The following is a 21,510-nucleotide window of genomic DNA, read 5'->3' on the forward strand; positions in this document are numbered from 1 at the left end:
CGCCCGTCGGATCAAGGGAGCCCCGTCGCGAACGAGGAGCGCCCGCACACTAAATCGATTTAGCGGAGGAGCTTGAAATCATGAGCAATACGATCGACAGGCGCGGCCTGATCAAGGGCGCGGCCGCGGCGGGCGCCGCCGGCCTCATCGCCGCTCCGGCGATTGCCCAGGCCAAGTGGCCGGCCCGTCCCATCACGCTGGTCTGCCCCTGGGGCGCCGGCGGCGGCACCGATGCGACGGCGCGAATCGTCGCGGCAATGCTGGAGAAGAGCCTTGGCCAGCCCGTCAACGTGGTGAACCGTACCGGCGGATCGGGCGTGGTCGGCCATTCGGCGATCGCGACCGCGGCGCCCGATGGCTACACGATCGGCATGATCACGGTCGAGATCACCATGATGCATCATCAGGGGCTGACGGAATTGTCGCCGACCAGCTACACTCCGCTCGCCCTGATGAACGAGGATCCGCCGGGCGTCCAGGTCGGCGCGTCGAGCCCTTACAAGGACATCAAGGCGCTGGCCGAGGCGATCAAGGCGGCTCCTCCCGGCAAGTTCAAGGCCTCGGGCACCGGCCAGGGCGGCATCTGGCATCTCGCGCTGATCGGCTGGCTGATGTCGATGGGGCTGAAGCCGGACCATGTCGCCTGGGCTCCGTCGAACGGTGCAGCGCCGGCGATGCAGGATCTCGCCGCCGGTGGCATCGACATCGTCACCTGCTCCGTCCCGGAGGCCCGCGCCATGCTCGATGCCGGCAAGGCACGCTCGCTGGCGATCATGGCGAAGGCCCGCAATCCGCAGTTCAAGGATGTGCCGACGCTGAACGAGACATTGGGCGTGAACTACTCGGTCGGCGCCTGGCGCGGCATCGCCGGGCCAAAGGGGCTGCCGGACGCCGTGCAGAAGACGCTCATCGCCGAGCTCAAGAAAGCCTACGATTCCAAGGAATTCCAGGATTTCATGAATTCGCGTGGCTTCGGAATGACCTTCGCCGACCAGGCCGGCTTCACCAAGTTCATGGCCGATGGCGACAAGGCCATGGGCACGGCCATGACCGCCGCGGGCCTCGCCAAGAAGGCGGGCTGAGGCAGACAGCCGATGCACGACGGGCGGCAGCTCCGCCCGTCGTCGCGTCCGTGAGGTCCGTGTTCCGCCTGGCGGCAAGGCCGCCCCGACAAGGTCGATCCGATGCGCTTCAACGACACTATCGTCGGCGCCACGTTCATCGTGCTGGCCGCGATCATGATCGCTCTGACGTTCTCATTCCCGGCCTTCCCGGGGCAAAACTACGGTCCCAGCCTGTTCCCGCGCATCCTCGGCACGGGGATCATCCTGTGCTCGCTGCTGCTGATCCTGCGCGAGCGGCGCCTGGCCACGCCCGTGCCGTGGCTGGTCCTGGCGGACTGGGTCCGGCAGCCGCGCAACATCGCCTCCTTCGGTCTGATGCTGGCGGCGATGCTGTTCTATCTTCTCGCCTCCGACGCGCTCGGCTTCATTCCCTGCGCCTTCCTGATCCAGATCGTGCTGTTCCTCTGGTTCGGCGTCCGCCCGGTGACGGCCGTCGTCGTCGCGGTGGCGATGACCGCGCTCGTCCACTGGTTCTTCAGCAGCATGATGCTCGTGCCCCTGCCGCGCGGCATCCTCGACAGCGTGCTCTGAGGAGACGGTCATGCACGCGATTTCGACCGCTTTCGGCCTCGTCTTCGACATCCAGGTCCTGGGCGTCATCGTCGCCTCCGCGATGTTCGGGATGTTCGTCGGCGCCATGCCGGGCCTGACCGCGACGATGGCGACGGCGCTGCTGGTTCCCGTCACCTTCTTCATGGCGCCGGTGCCCGCGCTCGGCGCGATCGTGACGGCCACGGCGATGGCGATCTTCGCCGGCGACATCCCCGCCGCGATGCTGCGCATGCCCGGGACGCCGGCCTCGGCCGCCTATGCGGACGAGAGCTACGAGATGACCAAGAAGGGCCAGCTCGACCTGTGCATGGGTGTGAACCTGGTCTTCTCGGTGCTCGGTGGCATCTTCGGCGTGATCGTCCTGATCCTGCTCGCGCCGATCCTCGCCGAGGTGGCGATCAATTTCTCGTCCTTCGAGTATTTCTGGCTGGCATGCCTGGGCCTGACCTGCGCGGTCTTCATCGGCACGGGCGATCCTGTGAAGGGGCTCCTGTCGCTTTTCGTCGGGCTCGCGATCGGCTGTATCGGCATCGACCCCGCCGCCGGGCAGCCGCGCTTCACCTTCGGCAATATCGACCTGCTCTCCGGCATCAATTTCATCCCGACGCTGATCGGCATGTTCGCCGTGTCCGAGCTGCTGCGCGGCGCCGTCTCGATGAAGGGCAGCGCGACGATGGTTCAGCAGCAGGTCGGCAACATGCTGGCCGGTGTCGGCGCGGTCTGGCGGAAATACTGGAAGAACTTCTTCCGTGGCTCGATCCTCGGCACCGTGATCGGCGCCCTGCCCGGCGCCGGGGCGGATATCGCGGCCTGGGTCTCCTATGCCCTGTCGAAGAAGCTGTCGAAGGAGCCGGAGAAATACGGGACGGGCCATATCGAAGGCATCGTCGATTCGACCTCCGCCAACAATTCCGCGCTCGGCGGGGCGTGGATTCCGGCGCTCGTCTTCGGGATCCCCGGCGACTCGATCACCGCCATCGTCATCGGCGTGCTCTACATGAAGGGGATGAACCCGGGCCCCAGCGTGTTCCTGCAGACGCCGGAGCTGATCTATGCCGTCTTCATCATCTTCATTCTCGCCAATATCCTGATGTTCCCGCTCGGCTGGGTGGCGATCAAGTCGGCGAAGCAGATCCTGCGGGTGCCGCGCAACATCCTGCTGCCGGTCATCCTGATCTTCTGCATGGTCGGCTCCTTCGCCATGACCAATTCGCTCTACGGCGTCGTGCTCATGGTGGTGATGGGCATTTTCGGCTGGCTGCTGGAGGAGCATGGCGTGCCGGTGGCGCCGCTGATCCTCGGCCTCGTCCTCGGCGAGATGCTCGAGCAGAACTTCATGACATCGATGATCAAGTCGGACGGATCGTTCCTGGTCTTCTTCGAGCGGCCGATCGCCGGCGTACTCGGGGTCAGCACGCTGGTGATCTGGGGCTTCATGATCTGGCGGATGCTGCCCCTCGGGCGGCGCGGCAGCGCCGTCCCGGCGGGAGAAACGGCGCCGCCCTGAAGGGCGCGCCGGCTTCTTATTTCTTCAGGAAGGCCATGAAGGCGGCCATGGCTTCCGGCGATTTCAGGCGCTCGCCGAAATGGCGGGCTTCGGTCGCGATGGTCTCGGCCACGGCCTGCGCCGCGCCGCGCTTCAGCAGCATCTTGGTCAGGGCGAGCGATTCCGGCGGCAGCGCGGCCAGCGCCTTGGCCTTGGCGAGCCCGGCCTCCAGTGCCGTGCCGTCCTCGGTGACGGCGTTGACGATGCCGGCTGCGGCTGCGGTCTCGGAATCGAAGGCCTCGCCCAGCATCAGCAGTTCGGCCGCTTTCTTCGAGCCGGCGACCAGCGGCAAGAGATAGCTCGATCCGCCCTCGGGGCAGAGGCCCAGCGTCGCGAAGGGCAGGCGGAAGGTTGCCGAGCGGGCGGCGAAGGCGAGGTCGCAGTGCAGCAGCATCGTCGTGCCGATGCCGACGGCGAAGCCCTCGACCGCCGCGACGATCGGCTTCTTCGCCGTCGAGATCGCCTCCAGGAAATCGATGGCGACGCGCGGGCCTTCGCCCGCCGCGGCGGCCATGGCGAAATCCTTGATGTCGTTGCCGCTGGTGAAGGTGCCGCCGGCGCCGGTCAGCAGGATCGCGCGGACGGAGGCATCGGCCTCGGCGGCTGCGATCGCGGCGATCAGCCCGGCATAGCTCGCGCGGTCGAGCGCATTCTTGCGGTCGGGCCGGTTCATGGTGACCTGCACCACGCCGGCCGCGACGGTTTCGCTCAGCACTTCGCTCATCGGTCCGCTCCCTGATTGCCGAGCCGGGATCGCATGGGCCTTTGCCGGGGGTCAAGCGAGGCCGGATGCGCCTTTCGTCGCCGCCCGGCGCTTGACATCACGCGGGCGCGATCCTCCCCTGCGCGGCGAGACGCCTTCGCTGCCTTCGCGTGCGGGTCGAGGCGCGCGGGACAGGGATTGCGGAGACGTCGATGACGAAGGTTCAGCTTGAGGTTCGCGGCAAGGTCGCGATCGCCACTATCGACAACCCGCCGGTGAATGCGCTCGGCGCCGCGGTGCGCGCAGGGCTGGCGAGCGCCATCGAGCACGCCAATGCCGATGCTGCCGTCACCGCGATCGTCATCGCTTCCGCCGGCAAGGCCTTCATTGCCGGCGCCGATATCAGTGAGTTCGGCAAGCCGCCGGCCCCGCCGAGCCTGCCGGATGTGCTCGACGCGATCGAGGCCTCGGCGAAGCCGGTCGTCGCGGCAATCCAGGGCGTGGCGCTGGGCGGCGGGCTGGAAGTCGCGCTCGCGTGTCATGGCCGCGTCGCGCTGCCGGCTGCGAAACTCGGCCTGCCCGAGATCAAGCTCGGGCTCATTCCCGGTGCCGGCGGCACGCAGCGCCTGCCGCGCCTGATCGGGGCGGCCAAGGCCTTCCCGATGATGCTTTCGGGCGAGCCGATCTCGGCCGGCAAGGCGCTCGAATACGGGCTGCTCGACGAGGTCGTTTCCAGCGATCTCGTCGCGGCTGCCAGCCGTCTGGCCGAGGCGCTGGCGGCGGAGGGGCGCCGCCCGGTGACGAGCGCCGCCACCGGCGAACTGACCGAGACCGACCGGGGCGCGTTCGAGGCTCTGGCCAAGGATGCGGTGAAGAAGGCCGAGGGCATGCCGAACGTGCCGGCCTTGGTCGAGGCCGTGCGCGCGAGCTTCACCCTGCCTTTCGCAGAAGGCGTAGCGGTGGAGCGCAGGCTCTTCCTGTCGCTGCTCGTCGACGAGCGTTCGAAGGCGCTGCGCCATGTCTTCTTCGCCGAGCGCGAGGTCGCGAAGGTGCCGGGCATCGGGCCTGAAGTGAAACCGCGCGAGATCGCCAGCGCCGCCGTGATCGGCGCCGGCACGATGGGCGGCGGCATCGCCATGTGCTTCGCCAATGCCGGTATCCCGGTAACGCTGATCGAGACGGCCCAGGCTGCGCTCGACAATGGCGTCAACCGCATCGGCGCGATCTACGACATCTCGGTATCGCGGGGATCGCTGACGCCGGAGGCGAAGGCCGGACGCATGAAGCTGATCAAGCCGGCGGTCGGTCTCGCGGCTGCGGCCGGCGCCGATATCGTCGTCGAGGCCGCCTTCGAGGAGATGGGCGTCAAGCAGCAGATCTTCGGCGAGCTCGACAAGGTGGCGAAGCCCGGCGCGATCCTTGCCAGCAACACCTCCTATCTCGACGTGCCCACGATCGCGGCGGCGACGAAGCGCCCGCAGGACGTGATCGGCATGCATTTCTTCAGCCCGGCCAATGTCATGAAACTGCTGGAGATCGTTCGGCCGAAGGGTTCGGCGGACGATGCGATCGCGACGGCCGTCGCGCTGGGGCGCAAGCTCGGCAAGGTGCCGGTCGTCGTCGGCAACGGCTTCGGCTTCGTCGGCAACCGCATGCTGGAGCAGCGCACCCGCGCCGCCGAGCGCCTGCTCGTCGCGGGCGCCCTGCCGCATGAGGTCGATGCCGCGCTGGTCGGCTTCGGCTTCAAGATGGGTCCCTTCGCCATGGCCGATCTCGCCGGCAACGATATCGGCTGGCGCTCGCGCAAGGCGCGCGGCCTCAAGGCCGCCGTGGCCGATGCGATCTGCGAGGCCGGCTGGTTCGGCCAGAAGACGGGGCGCGGCTATTACATCTATCCGCAAGGCGCGCGCGCCGGGCAGCGCTGCCCCGAGGTCGAGGCGCTGATCGCTCGCATCTCGGCCGAGCAGGGCGTGACGCGGCGTGCCTTCACGCCGGAGGAGATACTGGCCCGCCTGCTCGACCCGATGGTGAACGAGGGCGCGCGCATCCTGGAGGAGGGCATCGCGGCGCGGCCGGGCGACATCGATATCGTCTGGATCAACGGCTATAACTGGCCGGCCTGGCGCGGCGGGCCGATGTTCTGGGCCGACAGCGTCGGGCTCGACGTCATCGTGAAGCGGCTGGAGGCACAGGCCGCCGAGATCGGTGACAAAGCGCTGGAGCCGGCGCCGCTGCTCCGGCGCCTCGCGGCCGAGGGCAAGGGGTTCGTCAGCCTGAAGGGGTGATGCGGTAGGTTCGTCATGCTCGGGCTCGACCCGAGCATCTCTTGCCGGAAGTGGTACTGGCGCCTTTCTCAGCCTGAGATTCTCGGGTCTGCGCTTCGCTTCGCCCGGGAATGACGGCAGGCGAAAGCCGCTCTATCCTCGCCCGATCCGATAACCTTCCGAGGAGAGCCGCTTGGCTTCGGGGCTGTTTGCGCTGCTGGACGACGTCGCCGGCATCGCCAAGATCGCGGCGTCCTCCGTCGACGATGTCGTCGCGCAGGCCGGCAAGGCCGGGGCCAAGGCTGCGGGCGTTGTCATCGACGATGCCGCGGTGACGCCGCGCTATGCCGTGGGCTTCGCGGCGGCGCGCGAATTGCCGATCATCTGGCGGATCGCGCTGGGCTCGCTGCGCAACAAGCTGCTCATTCTGCTGCCGGGCGCGCTCGTGCTGGCGCTGGTCGCGCCCTGGGCGATCACCCCGCTCCTGATGGCAGGCGGCGTCTTCCTCTGTTTCGAGGGTGCCGAGAAGCTCCTGGAGCTGGTTGTGCCGCATGGCGCTCATGGCGAGGGCAAGGCCGGCGAGGCGATCGGCGATCCGGCGGCGCTCGAACAGCAGAAGATCGCCGGCGCGGTGAAGACCGATTTCATCCTCTCGGCCGAGATCATGGCGATCACGCTGGCCGGCGTCGCCGACCAGTCGTTCTGGATGAAGGCGGTGGTTCTTGCGATCGTCGGTATCGGCATCACCGTCGCGGTCTACGGCGTCGTCGCGCTGATCGTGAAGGCGGACGATGCCGGCATGGCGCTCGCCGCCAACCAGCGGCCGGCGACGAGCCTGCTCGGCTTGCGGCGGCTGGAGGCGGGCGAGGCGGGAGCGCTGGACCGTGCCCTGTCCTGGCTGACGCAGCCCCTCGGACGCGGTCTCGTCGTCGCGATGCCGCATTTCCTAAGCCTGCTCGGTGTGGTCGGCACGGCCGCGATGCTCTGGGTCGGCGGCGGCATCATCATCCACGGACTGGAAGAATACGGCCTCAGCGGCCTCGGCCATGGCGTCCACGATCTCGCGGTCGCGGCAGGGCGAGCCTTGCCGGCAGCGCTGGCCGGTGCCGGCCAATGGCTCGCCGGGGCTGCGCTCGCAGCCGTGTTCGGCGTGATCGTCGGCGGCCTCGCCATCGTCGCGATGCACTGGCTGGTCGGGCCGGCGGTGAGGCTCTTCCGGAAGAGTGTCGGCAAGCCCCTGCCCGATGGCGGGCATGGTTCATAACGCGTCATGCTCGCCCTTGTGGCGAGCATCGACGTCTTGAACTCGGTTCTCGATAAGGGAAGACGTGGATGGTCGGGACAAGCCCGACCATGACGACGGGCTAGGCCAGCCAGGTCGTGAAGCCCTCGACGGGCTCGCGCTCGGGCACGAGGCGGTTGGCCGGGGCGTCGGGATCGGCCTTGCCGATGGCGATGCCGCAGACTACGACCTCGTCCTCGGGGATCGCGAGTTCGCGCCGCACGATCGGGTGGAACTGCGCGAAGATCGCCTGCGGGCAGGAATCGAGCCCATGGCCTTGCGCGGCGATCAGCAGGGTCTGGATGAACATGCCGAGATCGAGCCAGGAGCCGATCTCCAGATCGCGGTCGATGGTCAGCATCAGCGCGACCGGTGCGTCGAAGAAGCGCAGGTTCGCGGCGGTCTGGCGCTTCATGCCCTCGGTGTCGCCCCTGACGACGCCGAGCAGGCTGTAGAGGTCCCAGCCCACCTTGCGGCGGCGCGCCAGATAAGGCTCGCGGAACTGCGCGGGGTAATAGCGGTATTCCTCGACGCCGGGGCGCCCGCCGGCATCGAGCGCAGCGAGCAGCGCCGTCTCCAGCCGCGCCCGCGACTGAGGACCGATCACCCGGAGCTTCCAGGGCTGCATATTGGTGCCGGAAGGGGCCTGCGCGGCGAGATCGATCAAGCGGCGGACGAGGGCGGGCTCGACCGGATCGGGCAGGAAGGCGCGGATGGCGCGACGCGTGCGGATGGCGCGTTCGATGTCTTGGTCAGGCGTCATCTCGTCGATCATGCTCCGCGCCTCCATGCTCCGTCATGGCCGATGAGTCTGGCAGAGCCGACGGCACGACGCCATAGCTCAGGCCGGCAAGATGCGCCCGCGATTGAGGATGTTGCCGGGGTCGAGCGTGCGCTTCAGCGTCGCCATCAGCGCGAGCTCGGCTTCCGAGCGGCTCATGCCGAGATAGGGCCGCTTCAGCACGCCGACGCCGTGCTCGGCCGAGATGCTGCCCTGCTTCTCGCGGACCAGCTCGTAGACGATCTCGGCGAAGCCGGAGAGATCGCCCGTCTCGTCGTGGAGCGAGAGATGCAGGTTGCTGTCGGCGAGATGGCCGAAGACGATCGGGAAAGCCGTGGCACTGCGCGCCTTGACCCGCTGGCGCAGCAGCGCGACCGCGTCCGCCATAGTACCAAGGGGAATGCTGACATCGAAATGAACGCCGGGCGACAGGTCGCGATAGAACTCGTAATTCGCCTCGCGATAGGCCCAGAAGCGCTGCCGGTCGCGGCCGGATTGCGCGATCAGGGCATCGTCCAGCAGGCCTTCCTCCGCCAGCTCGGCGAGGGCTTCGGCGAAGATTTCCTCGCCCGTTCTGCCCGGCCCCATCGCGGCCTCGATGACGAGTACGACTTCCGGTTGCTCGGCAAAGGGAGCGGGCAGGCCGCCCTGTTCGGTCGCGGCCTTCATGTATTCCGACCACATCGCCTCGAAGGCGAGCAGGCCGCCGCCGAGCCTGCCTTCGAGACGGTTGAGCGCCGCGAGCGCCTGGGCGACGCTGCCGGCGGCGCAGAGCGCGGTCTGCGTGCCGGTCACCGCCGGCTGCAGGGCGAGCAGCACGCGGGTGACGACGCCGAGCGTGCCCTCGCTGCCGATGAAGAGCTGTGTCCAGTCATAACCGGCATTGTTCTTCACCACCTTCCTGAGATGGCTGACGATGCGGCCGTCGGCCATCACCGCTTCGAGGCCGAGCACGTTGCGGCGGGTCATGCCGTAGCGCAGCACCTGCACGCCGCCGGCATTGGTCGCGACATTGCCGCCGATGGTGCAGGTCCCGCGCGCGCCGAGGTCGACGCCATAGAGGAAGCCGGCGGCCGCAGCCTTCTCCTGCACGACGGCGAGCGGCGTGCCGGCGAGCACGGTCATGGTCCGCGTCACCGGGTCGATCTCATCGACGCCGGTCATCTTCTCGAGCGAGAGCGCGATCTCGCCGGCCTGCGGCGCCGCGCCGCCGGCGAGGCCGGTCATGCCGCCCTGGACGACGACGGGGAGAGCATGCCGCGAGCAGATCGCCAGCACCGCGGCGACCTCCCGGGTCGTCCTGGGCATGACGAGGAGGGCCGGCAGGCCCTCCTCGGTCTTGGAAGCGTCCTTGCGGTTGCGGGCTGGGATCGCCTCGCCGCTGCGCAGGCCGCTGGAGCCGACCACCTCCGCCAGCGCCGCGAGCGCGTCGTCGGGAATGGTCATGGCAGGCTCCGTCGGCTCGTCAGTCGGCTTTGCGCGCCGCGAGGAAGGCGGCGTGTTCCCGAACCAGATCGCCGGCGAGCGCCTTGGCGATCAGGGCGCGGGTGTTGGGCAGGCCATAGATCGCCGCGAAGGAGCCGAAGCGCGGGCCCTGATCCTCGCCGAACATCACCTGGTAGATCGCCTTCCACCAGTCGCCGGACACGCCCGGCCGCTCCGGCGTCGCGTTCTTGGCGGTGAGGTTCTGGTAGCGCGGGATGGCGCGGGCGACGTCGAGCGCCGTATCCTGGACCATCTCGGGCGTCGGATCGGCCGGCAGGGCGGCGAGCGCGGCGTCGAGCTTGGCGAAGGCGTCGCGCTCGACCTCGTCGGCCAAGCGGTAACTCTTCGCCGGCTTCACGAAATCGCGGAAATAGGCGATCGCGTAGCCGACCAGCGCATCGAGGCGCGGATGGGTTTCCGGCGACATGCCCGGCGCATAGCGCTGAAGGAAGCCCCAGAGCACGGCCTTGTCCTCGGAATTCGCGACGGCGACGAGGTTCATCAGCAGGCCGAAGGTGACCTGCGTCCTGACCGCGTTGTCGCCCTCGCCCGAGGCGATGACCTCCGGCGCCGGGGGATTGCCGGCATGGATATGCCAGACCGGGTTGCCGAGCCGGTTCTTCCAGTCCTGCTTCTCGTAGCCGCCGAGGAACTGGAGATATTCGTCGATGGCGCGCGGGATTACGTCGAAATGCAGTTTCTTGGCCTCGCGCGGGCGCTGGAACATGTAGAGCGCCAGGCTCTCCGGCGGGCCATAGGTCAGCCAGTCCTCGATCGTCAGGCCGTTGCCCTTCGACTTCGAGATCTTCTGGCCCTGCTCGTCAAGGAAGAGCTCGTAGTTGAAGCCCTCCGGCGGGGTGCCGTCGAGCGCGCGCGCGATCTGCGAGGAGACCTTGACCGAGTCGATCAGGTCCTTGCCGGCCATCTCGTAGTCGACGCCGAGCGCGACCCAGCGCATTGCCCAGTCCGGCTTCCACTGCAGCTTCACATGGCCGCCGGTGACCGGCGAGACGAAGCGCTCCTTCGTGTCCGGATCGGTCCAGGCGATGGTGCCGGCCTCGACATCGACCTCGTCGATCGGCACCTGCATGACGACGCGTGTCTTCGGGTGGATCGGCAGGAAGGGCGAATAGGTCGCGGCCCGCTCCTCGCGCAGCGTCGGCAGCATGATCTTCATCATGGCGTCGTAGCGCGCGAGCATCTTGAGCAGCGTCGCGTCGAACTCGCCGGCGCGATACGAGTCGGTCGAGGACTTGAACTCGTAATCGAAGCCGAAGCTGTCGAGGAAGGCGCAGAGCCGCGCATTGTTGTGGCGGCCGAACGAGTCATGCGTGCCGAACGGGTCCGGCACCTCGGTCAGCGGCTTGCCGAGATTGGCGGCGAGCAGCTCCTTGTTCGGCACGTTGTCCGGCACCTTGCGCAGGCCGTCCATGTCGTCGGAAAAGGCGACGAGCCGGGTCGGGATCGTGTTGCCGGTCAGCACCTGGAAGGCATGGCGAACCATCGAGGTGCGCGCGACCTCGCCGAAGGTGCCGATATGCGGCAGGCCCGAGGGGCCGTAGCCGGTTTCGAAGATCACCGATTTCTTAGCCGTTTTCTCGATGCGGGCCACGAGCTTGCGCGCCTCCTCGAACGGCCAGGCGGCCGAACGCTGGGCGGCGTCAACGAGGGCTGCGTCGAAGGCGGGCATTTGGGCGGGTATCCTCTCCGCGTCTGGTGGGCGACGAATTTGCAGTGCGCAAATTGTTGTTTGCGGGCTTTCGCAGATTGCGAAGGGCCCCGTCAATGCGCGCGTGCTGGCAGGCTCGTCATGCTCGGGCTCGGCTCGAGCATCTCGGGCCGGAAAAGGTGCGTTGATGGTGCCCTGCCCTGTAAGAGATTCTCGGGTCTCAGCTTCGCTTCGCCCGAGAATGACGGCTGGCTGAAGCGCTTGCCCGGTATTCGTTTTCGATGGTTGCCGTGTCTGCCCTGCGGGATAGTCTGGACTCTTTCGTATCTGCCCACGCCTTGAAAGGATGCCGCCTTGGACCGCGACCTGCTCGACAAGCTGACCGCCTGGCGACGACATCTCCACGCCCATCCGGAACTCGGGCGCCACGAGAAGCTGACCAGCGCCTTCGTGCAGGAGAAGCTGACCGAGCTCGGCGTGCCCTTCGTCGCCAATGTCGGCGGTCACGGCGTGGTCGCGACGCTGACGCGCGGCTCCTCCGAGCGCACCGTCGGCCTGCGCGCCGACATGGACGCGCTGCCGATCCAGGAGGCGAACGATCTCCCCTACAAGTCGAAGACGCCGAACGTGATGCATGCCTGCGGCCATGACGGGCACACCACCTCGCTGCTCGGCGCCGCGGCGCTTCTCAAGGCCGATGAAAGCTGGAGCGGCACGGTGCAGTTCGTCTTCCAGCCGGCGGAGGAGGGCGCGGGCGGCGCCCTGGCGATGCTCGAAGACGGTGTGCTGGAACGCTTCCCGATGGAGCGCGTCTTCGCGCTGCATAACTGGCCGGGGCTGGAAGCCGGCACCGTCGCGGTGCATCGCGGGCCGGTGATGTCCGAGCCCGGGCGCTTCAGGATCACGCTGACCGGCAAGGCCGGCCATGCGGCGCTGCCCGAGCAGACCCACGACCCGATCGTGGCGATGGGGCATCTCATCGTCGCGCTGCAGACCATCGTCTCGCGCAATGTCGACCCGATGGAATCGGCGGTGGTCTCGATCGGCCAGGTTCATGGCGGCCTCGCTTCCAACCAGATCCCGACCAATGTCTTCATCGAAGGCACGTTCCGCACCTTCGTTCCGGCGGTACGCGACCGTTTGCTGGCGCGACTTGACGGCATCGCGCAGAACATCGCCGCGACCTTCGAGATGACGGCCGAGGTCGAGACGATGCGCGGCGTCGCCACGATCAATACGCCTGCGGAAGAAGACATGGCCGCCGCAGCCGGCGAGGCTGCGGGGCTGCCCGTCCGGCGCGACGTGAAGGCTAGCACCACCGGCGAGGATTTCGCCTATTTCCTGGAGAAGCGCCCCGGCTGTTACATCTGGATGGGCAACGGCCCCTCGGTGAACGGCGGCGACCTGCACAACGACCGCTACAATTTCAACGACGCGATCCTGCCGGCAGCTTCCGGCTGGCTCGCGGCGGTGGCGAAGCAGGCGCTGGCGAGCAACGCGCCCTGAATGACGGCGAGTTTCCGCCCTAATACGGGCTGATCGGGAAGAAGCGCAGGTAGAGACGGGCATAGGTCCCGTCGTCCCAGAGGCCCTGCAGCGCGTAATCGATGGCGCGCTTCAGGCCGGGGTCGTCCTTGCGCAGCAGGAAGGCGACGCCCTCGCCGAAATAGCGGCTTTCCAGATAGGGGCCGCCCGAGAAGGCGAACTCGCCGCCGCTGCCGGCGATCGCCAGCGACAGGGCGACGCCGTCGCCGAAGACATATTCCGCCTCGCCGCTGCGGAGCGCCGCGATCGCCGCGTTGAGATCAGCGCTTTCACGGCGCTGCGCGAAGGGCATGAGCTGTTCCAGAAAGGCCTGATGCGCGGTGCCGGAGACGACCGCGACGCGGCGTCCCTGAAGCGCGTTGCCGTCGAGCGCTGCGCGGGCATTGCCGCGCGTGGTGATGAAGCGCGCCGGTGCACGGAAATAGAGATGGCTCGCGGCGAAACGCTCGCGCAGGGCCGGTGTCAGGTTCAGGGCGGCGGCGAGCACGTCGCCACGGCCTTCGGCGAGGGAATCGGCCAGCGTGTCGAAGCGGCGCGGCTGGATCGTGCAGGTCCAGGCCAGTTTCTCGCAGACGGCGCGGGCGAGCTCCACGGAGAAGCCGGTCAGCGCGCCGTCCGTGCCAGCGAAGTGGAATGGGGGGTAATCGTCATCGGCAAGGAAGCGCACGACGCGCGGCGGGCCGGGCTCCGGCCGGTCGATCCGGATGCGCGGGTCCCAGAGATTGGGAATGGCGATGCGCGGCGGCTCCTGCGCCAGGACCGTGGCGGCGGTGAGGAGCGAGGTCGCAAGAGTGAGCGCGCGAAGCATCGCGCCTATGTGGCGTGGGATGCGAGCGTGGATCAAGGGGGCTTTGCGCCCGCAGGCTGGCAGGCTCGACGTCATGGTCGGGCTTGTCCCGACCATCCACGTCTTCGCTGGTCGAAGGTCGAGTTCAAGACGTGGATGCTCGCCACAAGGGCGAGCATGACGCCGGAGGCTTAGCCGAGACTTGCCGCCGTCGCCTTCGCGCCCTTGTCGAGGAGCGAGGCGAGGTGAGCGGTCACCGGCTTCGTGAACCGCTGGTCGCCCGGGAGGTCTGCCCCGAAGATTGCCTCGATGCCGGTGAGGGCTTCGACGAGTGCTTTCGCATCACGTCCGGCGGCTTCCGTGCGGCGCTTCAATTCGGCGACAAGCGGATCGCGGACGTCGATGGCGGCGCCCTTCTCGTCGGTGCCGGTGACGTAGCGCATCCAGGCTGCGACGCCGAGCGCGAGATGGTCGATCGGAGCGCCCGCCTTCAATCGCTCGCGGATCGTGCCGAGCAGGCGCTGCGGCAGTTTCTGCGACCCGTCCATGGCGATCTGCCAGGTGCGGTGGCGGATCGCCGGGTTCTGGAAGCGGGCGAGCAGCGCCTTGGCGTAATCCGCCAACACGACGCCTTGCGGAGCCGGCACGGTCGGCATGATCTCGGCCCAGAGACCTTCGAGCAAGCGGGCGAAGACGGGATCGCCGCTGGCCTCGGCCACCGTCTCATGGCCGGCGAGATAGCCGAGATAGGCAAGCGATGAATGCGCGCCGTTGAGCATGCGCAGCTTCATGAACTCGAAGGGCGCGACCTCCGAGACCATCTGGGCACCGACGTCGTGCCAGTCGGGCCTTCCATCTGCAAACGCATCCTCGATCGCCCATTGCCGGAAGGGCTCGCCGATGACGGGAGCGGCATCCTCTGCGCCGGTCAGCCGGGCGACTTCGGCGATATCCGCATCCGTCGTGGCCGGCACGATGCGGTCGACCATCGTCGCCGGGAAGGCGCTATTGGCCTCGATCCAGGCGGCGAGCTTGTCGTCGATCAGCGCCGCGAAGTCGCGGACGAGGCCGCGCAGGACATGGCCGTTGGAGGGGAGGTTGTCGCAGCAGAGCGCGGTGAAGGGGCCAAGGCCCGCATCGCGGCGCGCCTTCAGGCCGGCGACGAGGATGCCGACGGCCGAGCGCGGCGTGTTGGGATTGGCGAGGTCATGGACGATGTCCGGATGGTCGGCCTTGAGCCTGCCGGTCGCCGGATCGTGGCAATAGCCCTTCTCGGTGACGGTGAGCGAGACGATGCGGGTCTCGGGGGCGGCCAGCCGGGCGATCAGGGCTGAGGGGCTTTCGGGCGCGACGAGCACGTCGAGCACCGACCCGATCACGCGCAGTTCCGGCCCGGTCGGGGCGAGCTTGAGCAGGGTGTAGAGCCCGCCCTGCGGCTTCAGCCGGTCGCGCTGGTCGGGGCGCTGGAGGCTGGCACCGACAATGCCCCAGGCGCCGAAGCGCTTCTCCAGCGCGTCCTCGGTATATTCGGCGAGGTGGCCGCGGGCGAAGGCACCGAGGCCGAGATGAACGATGCCGGGCTTGAGGGCCGAGCGGTCATAGGCCGGGCGGCGGATCGACGACGGCAATCCGGCGAGGGTGGAAGCGGAGAGGCGGGTCACAGCTTGTAGGCCTCCTTGGCGAGGCGATAGGCGAGATCATGGGCGACCTCGGCCGCCTCGTCCTCCTCCAGCCGGTGCTCGGCGACGAGCTTGGCGAGATAGGCGCAGTCGACGCGGCGCGCGACGTCATGCCGGGCGGGGATCGAGAGATAAGCGCGGGTATCGTCGTTGAAGCCGACGGTGTTGTAGAAGCCGGCCGTCTCGGTCGTGAGTTCGCGGAAGCGCAGCATCGCTTCGGGCGCATCGAGGAACCACCAGCCCGGCCCGAGCCGCAGCGCCGGATAATGGCCGGCGAGCGGAGCGAGCTCGCGCGAATAGACGGTCTCGTCCAGCGTGAAGGCGATGACGGTGAGGTTGCGCTCATTGCCGACGGCGTCGAGCAGCGGCTTCAGCGCCTCGACATAATTGGTCTGGGTCGGGATGTCGCAGCCCATGTCGCGGCCGAAATGCTCGAACAGGACCGGGTTGTGGTTGCGCCAGGAGCCGGGGTGGATCTGGAGCACGAGCCCGTCATCGAGGCTCATCCTGGCCATCTCGGTCAGCATCTGGCCGCGGAACAGGTCGGCGTCCTTGGCCGAGACCTTGCCCTTCAGGATCTTCGCATAGAGCTTCTCGGCCTCCGCGCCCGAGAGATTGGCGGTGCGGGCCGTGGCATGGCCATGGTCGGAGGAGGTGGCGCCGCGCTCCTTGAAATAGGCGCGCCGCTTGCGGTGGGCGGCGAGATAGCCGGTCCAGCTTCCGATATCCTCGCCCGTCAGCTCGCCGAATTTTTCGAGATTGTCCGAAAAGCTCTCGAATTCCGGGTCGACGACGCTGTCGGGCCGGTAGGCCGTAACGACCTTGCCGCCCCAGCCGGAATTGCTGATCATGTCGTGCCAGCGCAGATCGTCGAGCGCGCCCTCGGTCGTGCTGATCGCCTCGATGTTGAAGCGCTTGAACAGGGCGCGGGGCCGAAGCTCCGGCTCTTCCAGCTTGGCGGCGATCCTGTCGTAGATCCTGTCGGCATTCTCAGGCGTCAGGCGCTCGTTGATGCCGAAGACGTTCGAGGTCGCGTGCTCGAACCAGAGTCGCGTCGGCGTGCCCCGGAACAGGTGCCAGTGTTCGGCGAAGAGCTTCCAGATCCTGCGCGGATCGGTCTCGACCTCACCGCCATCCTTGCGCGCGATGCCAAGCTGCTCCAGCCGGACGCCCTGCGAATAGAGCATGCGGAAGATATAATGGTCCGGCTTGACGAAAAGGGTCGCCGGATCGGGAAAGGCGTTGTCCTCGGCATACCAGCGCGGATCGGTATGGCCATGCGGCGAGATGATCGGCAGGTCGCGAACCGTGGCGAAGAGCCGGCGCGCGATGCCGCGGGTCACCGGATCGGCGGGGAAGAGGCGATCGTCGTGCAGCAACATAGGCATCTCCATCGGTCGCACCGATCTCTAGAGCCGGCAAGGGCGGGGGTCAATTGTCTGGTATACTAGTGCGCCAGATGCTCTTGCATGCCCAACGCGGATTGCGTTGGAAGCGGGCTTGCGTTCGGCCTGTTTCCCGCGTCATCTTCGCGCCGCAACGGCACCGGAGCGATGGACATGACGACGCGGCGTGAACTCCTGGCAGGGGCGGGACTGGCAGCGCTGGCGGCGCAGCTTCCCGTCGTCGCGCTGGCCCAGGCGAAAGACAGCGTGACCATCGCGCAGACGCTGGAGCCGCCGACGCTGGACCCGACCTCCGGCGCCGCGCAGGCGATTCGCGAGGTGACGCTGCAGAACATCTTCGAGGGTCTGGTCAAGATCGACCGGACCGGCAAAATCCAGCCCTGCCTCGCCGAAAGCTGGCAGATCGCCGACGACAACGTGACCTATCGCTTCAAGCTGCGGCAGGGCGCCAAGTTCCACGACGACACGCCCTTCACCTCCGAGCAGGTGAAATTCTCGTTCGAGCGCGCGGTCGCACCCGATTCGACCAACGCCCAGCGCCAGCTCTTCGCGCCGATCGCCGAGATCGCGACGCCGGACCCGGCGACCGTGGTGATCAAGCTGAAGCAGCCGACGGCGAATTTCCTCTTCGGCCTCGCCTGGGGCGACGCTGTGATCGTGGCACCGGCCACGGCGGCCAACAACAAGACCAACCCGGTCGGCACCGGCCCGTTCAAGTTCGTGCGCTGGAACCGCGGCGACCGGCTCGAACTCGCCCGCAACGACGGCTACTGGGGCGAGAAGCCGGCGCTGGCCAAGGCAACCTTCCGCTTCATGTCCGATCCGCAGGCACAGGTCGCGGCGCTGCGGGCCGGCGATGTCGACGCCCATACCAATCTCTCGGCGCCGGAGGCGGTGCCGCAGCTCAAGGCCGATGCGAAGCTCAAGGTCACGATCGGCGGCACCGAGGGCGAGACGGTGCTCGCCACCAACAACGCCAAGCCACCCTTCGACAATCTGAAGGTCCGGCAGGCGATTGCGTACGCGCTCGACCGCAAGGCCATCGCGCTCGGCGTCTACGGCTTCGACGTCACCCTGATCGGCAGCCATTTCTCGCCGCTGCATCCGGCCTATGTCGACCTGACCGGCACCTATCCCTACGATCCCGCCAAGGCGAAGGCGCTGCTCAAGGAGGCCGGCTTCCCGAACGGCTTCAACTGCACGCTGAAGCTGCCGCCGCCTTCCTATGCCCGCCGCTCCGGCGAGATCGTCGCGGCGCTGCTCGCGCAGGTCGGCATCAACGCGGCGATCGAACCGCTCGAATTCCCGCAATGGCTGGAGCGCGTCTTCCGCAACAAGGACTACGACCTCAGCATCATCGCCCATACCGAGCCGCTCGACATCGATATCTACGCGCGCGACACGTATTACTTCCAGTACAAGGACCCGTCGTTCAAGGAGTTGATCGCCAAGATCGCGGTGACCCTGCCGGAAGCGGAGCGCAACGCGCTCTACAAGCAGGCGCAGGAGAAGCTGGCGCGCGACGCGGTCAACGGCTTCCTCTTCATCCTGCCCAAGATCACGGTGGCGAACGCGGCGCTGGAGGGCATGTGGACCGACTGGCCGCTGCCGGTGACGCCGCTGGCGGAATTGCGCTGGCGGTGATCCCATCGTCATGGATCCGGCCGGGTCATCCCGGGCGACCGGAGGGAGACCCGGGATCCATGCCTGAGCCTTTGCCGGGCATGCTCCGGCATGGATCCCGGATCGGCGCGGCTGCGCCGCTTGTCCGGGATGACCGTGCGGAGAGGTACAGGTCGTGATCGGCTACATACTGCGCCGGCTCGTCGCGCTGGGGCTGACCCTGCTCGCGGCAGCGCTGGTGATTTTCGTCGTGCTCGAAATCCTGCCTGGCGACCCGGCGGCGGTGACGCTCGGCCTCAACGCCGCGCCCGAGGCGCTGGCGGCCTTGCGCGCCGAGATGGGGCTCGACAAGCCGGCGGTGCTGCGTTTCTTCCTCTGGCTGGGCGGGCTCGTCACCGGCGATCTCGGCCAGAGCTACACCTATCGCGTGCCGGTCCTGCAGCTCATCGCCGAGCGCACGGCGGTGACGCTGCCGCTCGCGCTGATGGCGATCGCGCTGGCGATGGCGATCGGCATACCGCTCGGCATGCTCGCGGCCTCGCGCCATGGCCGGCTGGCCGATGCCGGCGTGATGGCCTTCGCGCAGGCCGGGCTCGCCATCCCGAATTTCTGGTTCGGCCTGCTGCTCGTGCTCGTGTTCGCGGTCGGGCTCGGCTGGCTGCCGGCCGGCGGCTTTCCAGGCTGGCAGTCAGGCTTCGGAACCGCGCTGAAGGCCCTGCTGATGCCGGCGCTGGCGCTCGCCCTGCCGCAGGCGGCGATCATCGCGCGGGTGACGCGCTCCTCGATGCTCGACACGCTGCAGGAGGATTTCGTCCGTACCGCCCGCGCCAAGGGTCTGAGCGAGGGCACGACGATGCGTCGGCATGCGCTGCGCAATGCGCTGATCCCGGTGGTCACCATTCTCGGGCTTCAGTTCTCGGTGCTGATCGCCGGCGCCATCATCATCGAGAACGTCTTCGCCCTGCCGGGGCTGGGGCGGCTGGTCTTCCAGGCCATCGCCCAGCATGACCTGATCGTGGTCAAGGACCTCGTCATGCTGTTCGCGGGTCTCGCGATCCTGATCAATTTCGCGGTCGAGCTGCTCTACGGGCTGATCGATCCGCGCCTGAGGCAGTCATGAGCGCGGTTTTGGACAAGGCGCCGGGCGGCAAGCGGCACTGGTGGCTGGCGCCGTCCTTCGTGATCGGCGCGGTGCTGGCTGCGCTCGTCGTCGCGGCGGCGCTGATCTCCTATGTCTGGACGCCGTACCAGCCGACGCAGATGATGATCCTGAACCGGCTCAAGGGACCCTCCGCCGTGAACTGGTTCGGCACCGACCAGTTCGGTCGCGACGTCTTCTCGATGATCATGGTCGGTGCGCGCAATTCGCTTGCGGTGGGGCTGGGCGCGGTCGGCATCGGCATGGTCGCGGGCACGGCGCTGGGGCTCACGGCTTCGGTCCGGCGCGACGGCTATCTCGATCACATCATCATGCGCACGGCCGATTTCACCCATGCCTTTCCGGCCGTGCTGACCGCGATCATGATGACCGCGATCGCGGGACCGGGCATGCTCAACGCGATCGTCGCGATCGCCGTGCTGAACCTGCCCTATTTCGCACGGCTGGCACGCGGCGCGGCCCTGCAGGTCTGGGCGCAGGACTTCATCCAGGCGGCGCGGGCGGCCGGGCTCAACAACCGGCAGATCACGTTGCGCCATGTCCTGCCGAACATCGCCGGCATCCTCGTGGTGCAGGCGACGATCCAGTTCGCGCTCGCGGTGCTGGCCGAGGCCGGGCTGTCCTATCTCGGATTGGGCACGCAGCCGCCGAACCCCTCCTGGGGGCGGATGCTGAACGAGGCGCAGACCTTCATGGCGGCGCAGCCCTGGCTCGCGATCTTCCCGGGCGCCGCCATCGCCTTGACTGTGCTCGGCTTCAACCTGCTCGGCGACGGCCTGCGCGATGCGGTCGACCCGCGCTTGCGGCGGGCCCGGTAAAGGGCGCTCCAACAGGGTCAGCGCCCGGCGCGGGGATGGGCGGCGTCATAAGCCGCCATCAGGCGCGCCGAATCGATGCGGGTATAGATTTGCGTCGTCGAGAGCGAGGCATGGCCGAGCAGCTCCTGGATGGCGCGCAGGTCGCCGCCCCGCCCCAGCAGATGCGTCGCGAAGGAATGGCGCAGGGAATGCGGCGTGGCCGAGGAAGGCAGTCCGAGCGCGCCGCGCAAGCCCTCGACCGCGAGCTGGATGATGCGCGGCGAGAGCGGGCCGCCCTTGGCGCCGACGAAGAGCGGCCCCTCCGGCTGGAGCCGCCAGGGGCAGAGCTTGAGATATTCGGCGATGGCCGCGATCACCACGGGCAGTACCGGCACCATCCGCGTCTTGCTCCCTTTGCCGATGACGGTCAGCGTATCGCCGGCCTGAAGCGGCGCCTGGGCGCGGGCGAGCGAGAGCGCCTCCGAGATGCGCAACCCGCTGCCATAGAGCAGGCCGAACACGGCGGCGTCGCGAGCGAGAATCCACTGTTCGCGTTCCTCGCCGGCGCGGGTATCGGCTTGGGTGACGGCTCGGGCGGCGCTGGGTTCGAGCGGGCGCGGCAGCGACTTGCCGAGGCGGGGGCCACGCGTCGCGGCGAAGGCGGCGGCGCTGAGCTTGCCCTGGCGCTCGCCGAAGCGGGCGAAGGAACGCAGCGCCGCGAGCTGGCGCATCAGGGTGCGGTTGCCGACATCGTCGCGGCGGCGCTGGCCGAGGAAGGCGCGCAGGTCGACGGGCTTCAGCGCGGCGATGTCGGACAGGGAGGGCGCGCCGCCGAGATGCCCGGTCAGGAAGGCGTGGAACTGGCCGAGATCGCGGGCATAGGCCTCCAGCGTCTTCGGGGACAGGCGCCGTTCGGCTGCGAGGTGGGAGAGCCAGTCGCGCCGGAAGGAGTCGAAATCGGTCATGCGCAGGATCGCCTCAGCCGTCATGCTCGGGCTTGACCCGAGCATCTCGTCCCGCGCCAGCTCGTCCTGAGATGGTCGGGTCAAGCCCGACCATGACGGCAGGTGTAGCGCTCCCGCCTTAACAGGTCGCGAATCGGTGCTAG

The 21,510-nt window shown here is 68.0% G+C and carries 17 protein-coding genes; 9 read left to right on the top strand and 8 right to left on the bottom strand.

Features of this window, described 5'->3' with window-relative positions:
• The first annotated feature begins 80 nt into the window (after nt 1-80).
• The 3 genes from OCUBac02_RS04310 (at nt 81) to OCUBac02_RS04320 (ending at nt 3,183) form a co-directional block, all read left to right on the top strand.
• Nucleotides 81-1,082: a tripartite tricarboxylate transporter substrate binding protein gene (locus OCUBac02_RS04310; protein ID WP_052232580.1), complete on the top strand. Its 1,002-nt coding sequence runs from the start codon at nt 81-83 to the stop codon at nt 1,080-1,082.
• Nucleotides 1,083-1,184: 102 nt separating this feature from the next.
• On the top strand, nt 1,185-1,655 hold the full coding sequence (locus OCUBac02_RS04315) for a tripartite tricarboxylate transporter TctB family protein (protein WP_047581513.1): 471 nt from the start codon (nt 1,185-1,187) through the stop codon (nt 1,653-1,655).
• 10 nt (nt 1,656-1,665) lie between these two features.
• Nucleotides 1,666-3,183 carry a tripartite tricarboxylate transporter permease gene (locus OCUBac02_RS04320; protein WP_047581511.1) on the top strand — a complete coding sequence of 506 codons (1,518 nt, stop codon included), beginning with the start codon at nt 1,666-1,668 and terminating at the stop codon, nt 3,181-3,183.
• 16 nt (nt 3,184-3,199) lie between these two features.
• Here the strand turns inward: OCUBac02_RS04320 and OCUBac02_RS04325 are convergent, their stop codons facing one another.
• Nucleotides 3,200-3,946, bottom strand: coding sequence for an enoyl-CoA hydratase-related protein (locus OCUBac02_RS04325; protein ID WP_173043644.1), 747 nt, complete (start codon nt 3,944-3,946; stop codon nt 3,200-3,202).
• Nucleotides 3,947-4,137: 191 nt separating this feature from the next.
• Between OCUBac02_RS04325 and OCUBac02_RS04330 the strand changes: the two genes are divergently transcribed.
• Both OCUBac02_RS04330 and OCUBac02_RS04335 read left to right on the top strand, forming a co-directional pair.
• Nucleotides 4,138-6,210, top strand: a complete 2,073-nt coding sequence (locus tag OCUBac02_RS04330; RefSeq protein WP_173043646.1) for a 3-hydroxyacyl-CoA dehydrogenase NAD-binding domain-containing protein — start codon at nt 4,138-4,140, stop codon at nt 6,208-6,210.
• A gap of 172 nt (nt 6,211-6,382) precedes the next feature.
• Nucleotides 6,383-7,453, top strand: a complete 1,071-nt coding sequence (locus OCUBac02_RS04335) for a DUF808 domain-containing protein (protein ID WP_173043648.1) — start codon at nt 6,383-6,385, stop codon at nt 7,451-7,453.
• A 100-nt stretch (nt 7,454-7,553) separates the two neighbouring features.
• On the opposite strand, the gene OCUBac02_RS04340 is transcribed toward OCUBac02_RS04335, so the two are convergent.
• The 3 genes from OCUBac02_RS04340 to OCUBac02_RS04350 form a co-directional block, all read right to left on the bottom strand.
• Nucleotides 7,554-8,246 (bottom strand): nitroreductase, encoded by a 693-nt coding sequence (locus OCUBac02_RS04340; protein ID WP_197933312.1) that lies wholly within the window; start codon nt 8,244-8,246, stop codon nt 7,554-7,556.
• A 66-nt stretch (nt 8,247-8,312) separates the two neighbouring features.
• Nucleotides 8,313-9,698, bottom strand: coding sequence for an FAD-binding oxidoreductase (locus OCUBac02_RS04345; RefSeq protein WP_173043650.1), 1,386 nt, complete (start codon nt 9,696-9,698; stop codon nt 8,313-8,315).
• A gap of 19 nt (nt 9,699-9,717) precedes the next feature.
• Nucleotides 9,718-11,427 (bottom strand): lysine--tRNA ligase, encoded by a 1,710-nt coding sequence (locus OCUBac02_RS04350; RefSeq protein ID WP_173043652.1) that lies wholly within the window; start codon nt 11,425-11,427, stop codon nt 9,718-9,720.
• Between the two features lie 333 nt (nt 11,428-11,760).
• Here OCUBac02_RS04350 and OCUBac02_RS04355 point away from each other — a divergent pair, with 333 nt between their 5' ends.
• On the top strand, nt 11,761-12,912 hold the full coding sequence (locus tag OCUBac02_RS04355) for an amidohydrolase (RefSeq protein WP_173043654.1): 1,152 nt from the start codon (nt 11,761-11,763) through the stop codon (nt 12,910-12,912).
• A gap of 19 nt (nt 12,913-12,931) precedes the next feature.
• Here the strand turns inward: OCUBac02_RS04355 and OCUBac02_RS04360 are convergent, their stop codons facing one another.
• The 3 genes from OCUBac02_RS04360 to uxaC form a co-directional block, all read right to left on the bottom strand.
• Complete coding sequence (locus tag OCUBac02_RS04360; RefSeq protein WP_244639093.1) at nt 12,932-13,759, bottom strand: transporter substrate-binding domain-containing protein; 828 nt, start codon at nt 13,757-13,759, stop codon at nt 12,932-12,934.
• A gap of 170 nt (nt 13,760-13,929) precedes the next feature.
• A complete protein-coding gene (locus OCUBac02_RS04365) occupies nt 13,930-15,399 on the bottom strand; it encodes a mannitol dehydrogenase family protein (protein WP_173043656.1) in 1,470 nt (489 codons plus the stop codon).
• Entirely contained in the window at nt 15,396-16,799 is a 1,404-nt protein-coding gene (gene uxaC, locus OCUBac02_RS04370; protein ID WP_173043658.1) for a glucuronate isomerase, read from the bottom strand. The genes OCUBac02_RS04365 and uxaC overlap by 4 nt, the downstream gene beginning before the upstream one ends.
• A gap of 177 nt (nt 16,800-16,976) precedes the next feature.
• Between uxaC and OCUBac02_RS04375 the strand changes: the two genes are divergently transcribed.
• The 3 genes from OCUBac02_RS04375 (at nt 16,977) to OCUBac02_RS04385 (ending at nt 20,423) form a co-directional block, all read left to right on the top strand.
• Entirely contained in the window at nt 16,977-18,467 is a 1,491-nt protein-coding gene (locus OCUBac02_RS04375) for an ABC transporter substrate-binding protein (protein WP_173043660.1), read from the top strand.
• A 154-nt stretch (nt 18,468-18,621) separates the two neighbouring features.
• The gene (locus tag OCUBac02_RS04380) at nt 18,622-19,566 is read left to right on the top strand and encodes an ABC transporter permease (RefSeq protein ID WP_173043662.1); all 945 of its coding nucleotides are present in this window, start codon (nt 18,622-18,624) and stop codon (nt 19,564-19,566) included.
• Nucleotides 19,563-20,423: an ABC transporter permease gene (locus tag OCUBac02_RS04385; protein WP_173043664.1), complete on the top strand. Its 861-nt coding sequence runs from the start codon at nt 19,563-19,565 to the stop codon at nt 20,421-20,423. The genes OCUBac02_RS04380 and OCUBac02_RS04385 overlap by 4 nt, the downstream gene beginning before the upstream one ends.
• A gap of 17 nt (nt 20,424-20,440) precedes the next feature.
• On the opposite strand, the gene OCUBac02_RS04390 is transcribed toward OCUBac02_RS04385, so the two are convergent.
• Nucleotides 20,441-21,391: a tyrosine recombinase XerC gene (locus OCUBac02_RS04390; protein ID WP_244639094.1), complete on the bottom strand. Its 951-nt coding sequence runs from the start codon at nt 21,389-21,391 to the stop codon at nt 20,441-20,443.
• Nucleotides 21,392-21,510: the final 119 nt, after the last annotated feature.

Origin of the sequence: Bosea sp. ANAM02 (assembly GCF_011764485.1) — a bacterium.
In the GTDB taxonomy this organism is placed as follows: Bacteria; Pseudomonadota; Alphaproteobacteria; order Rhizobiales; family Beijerinckiaceae; genus Allobosea.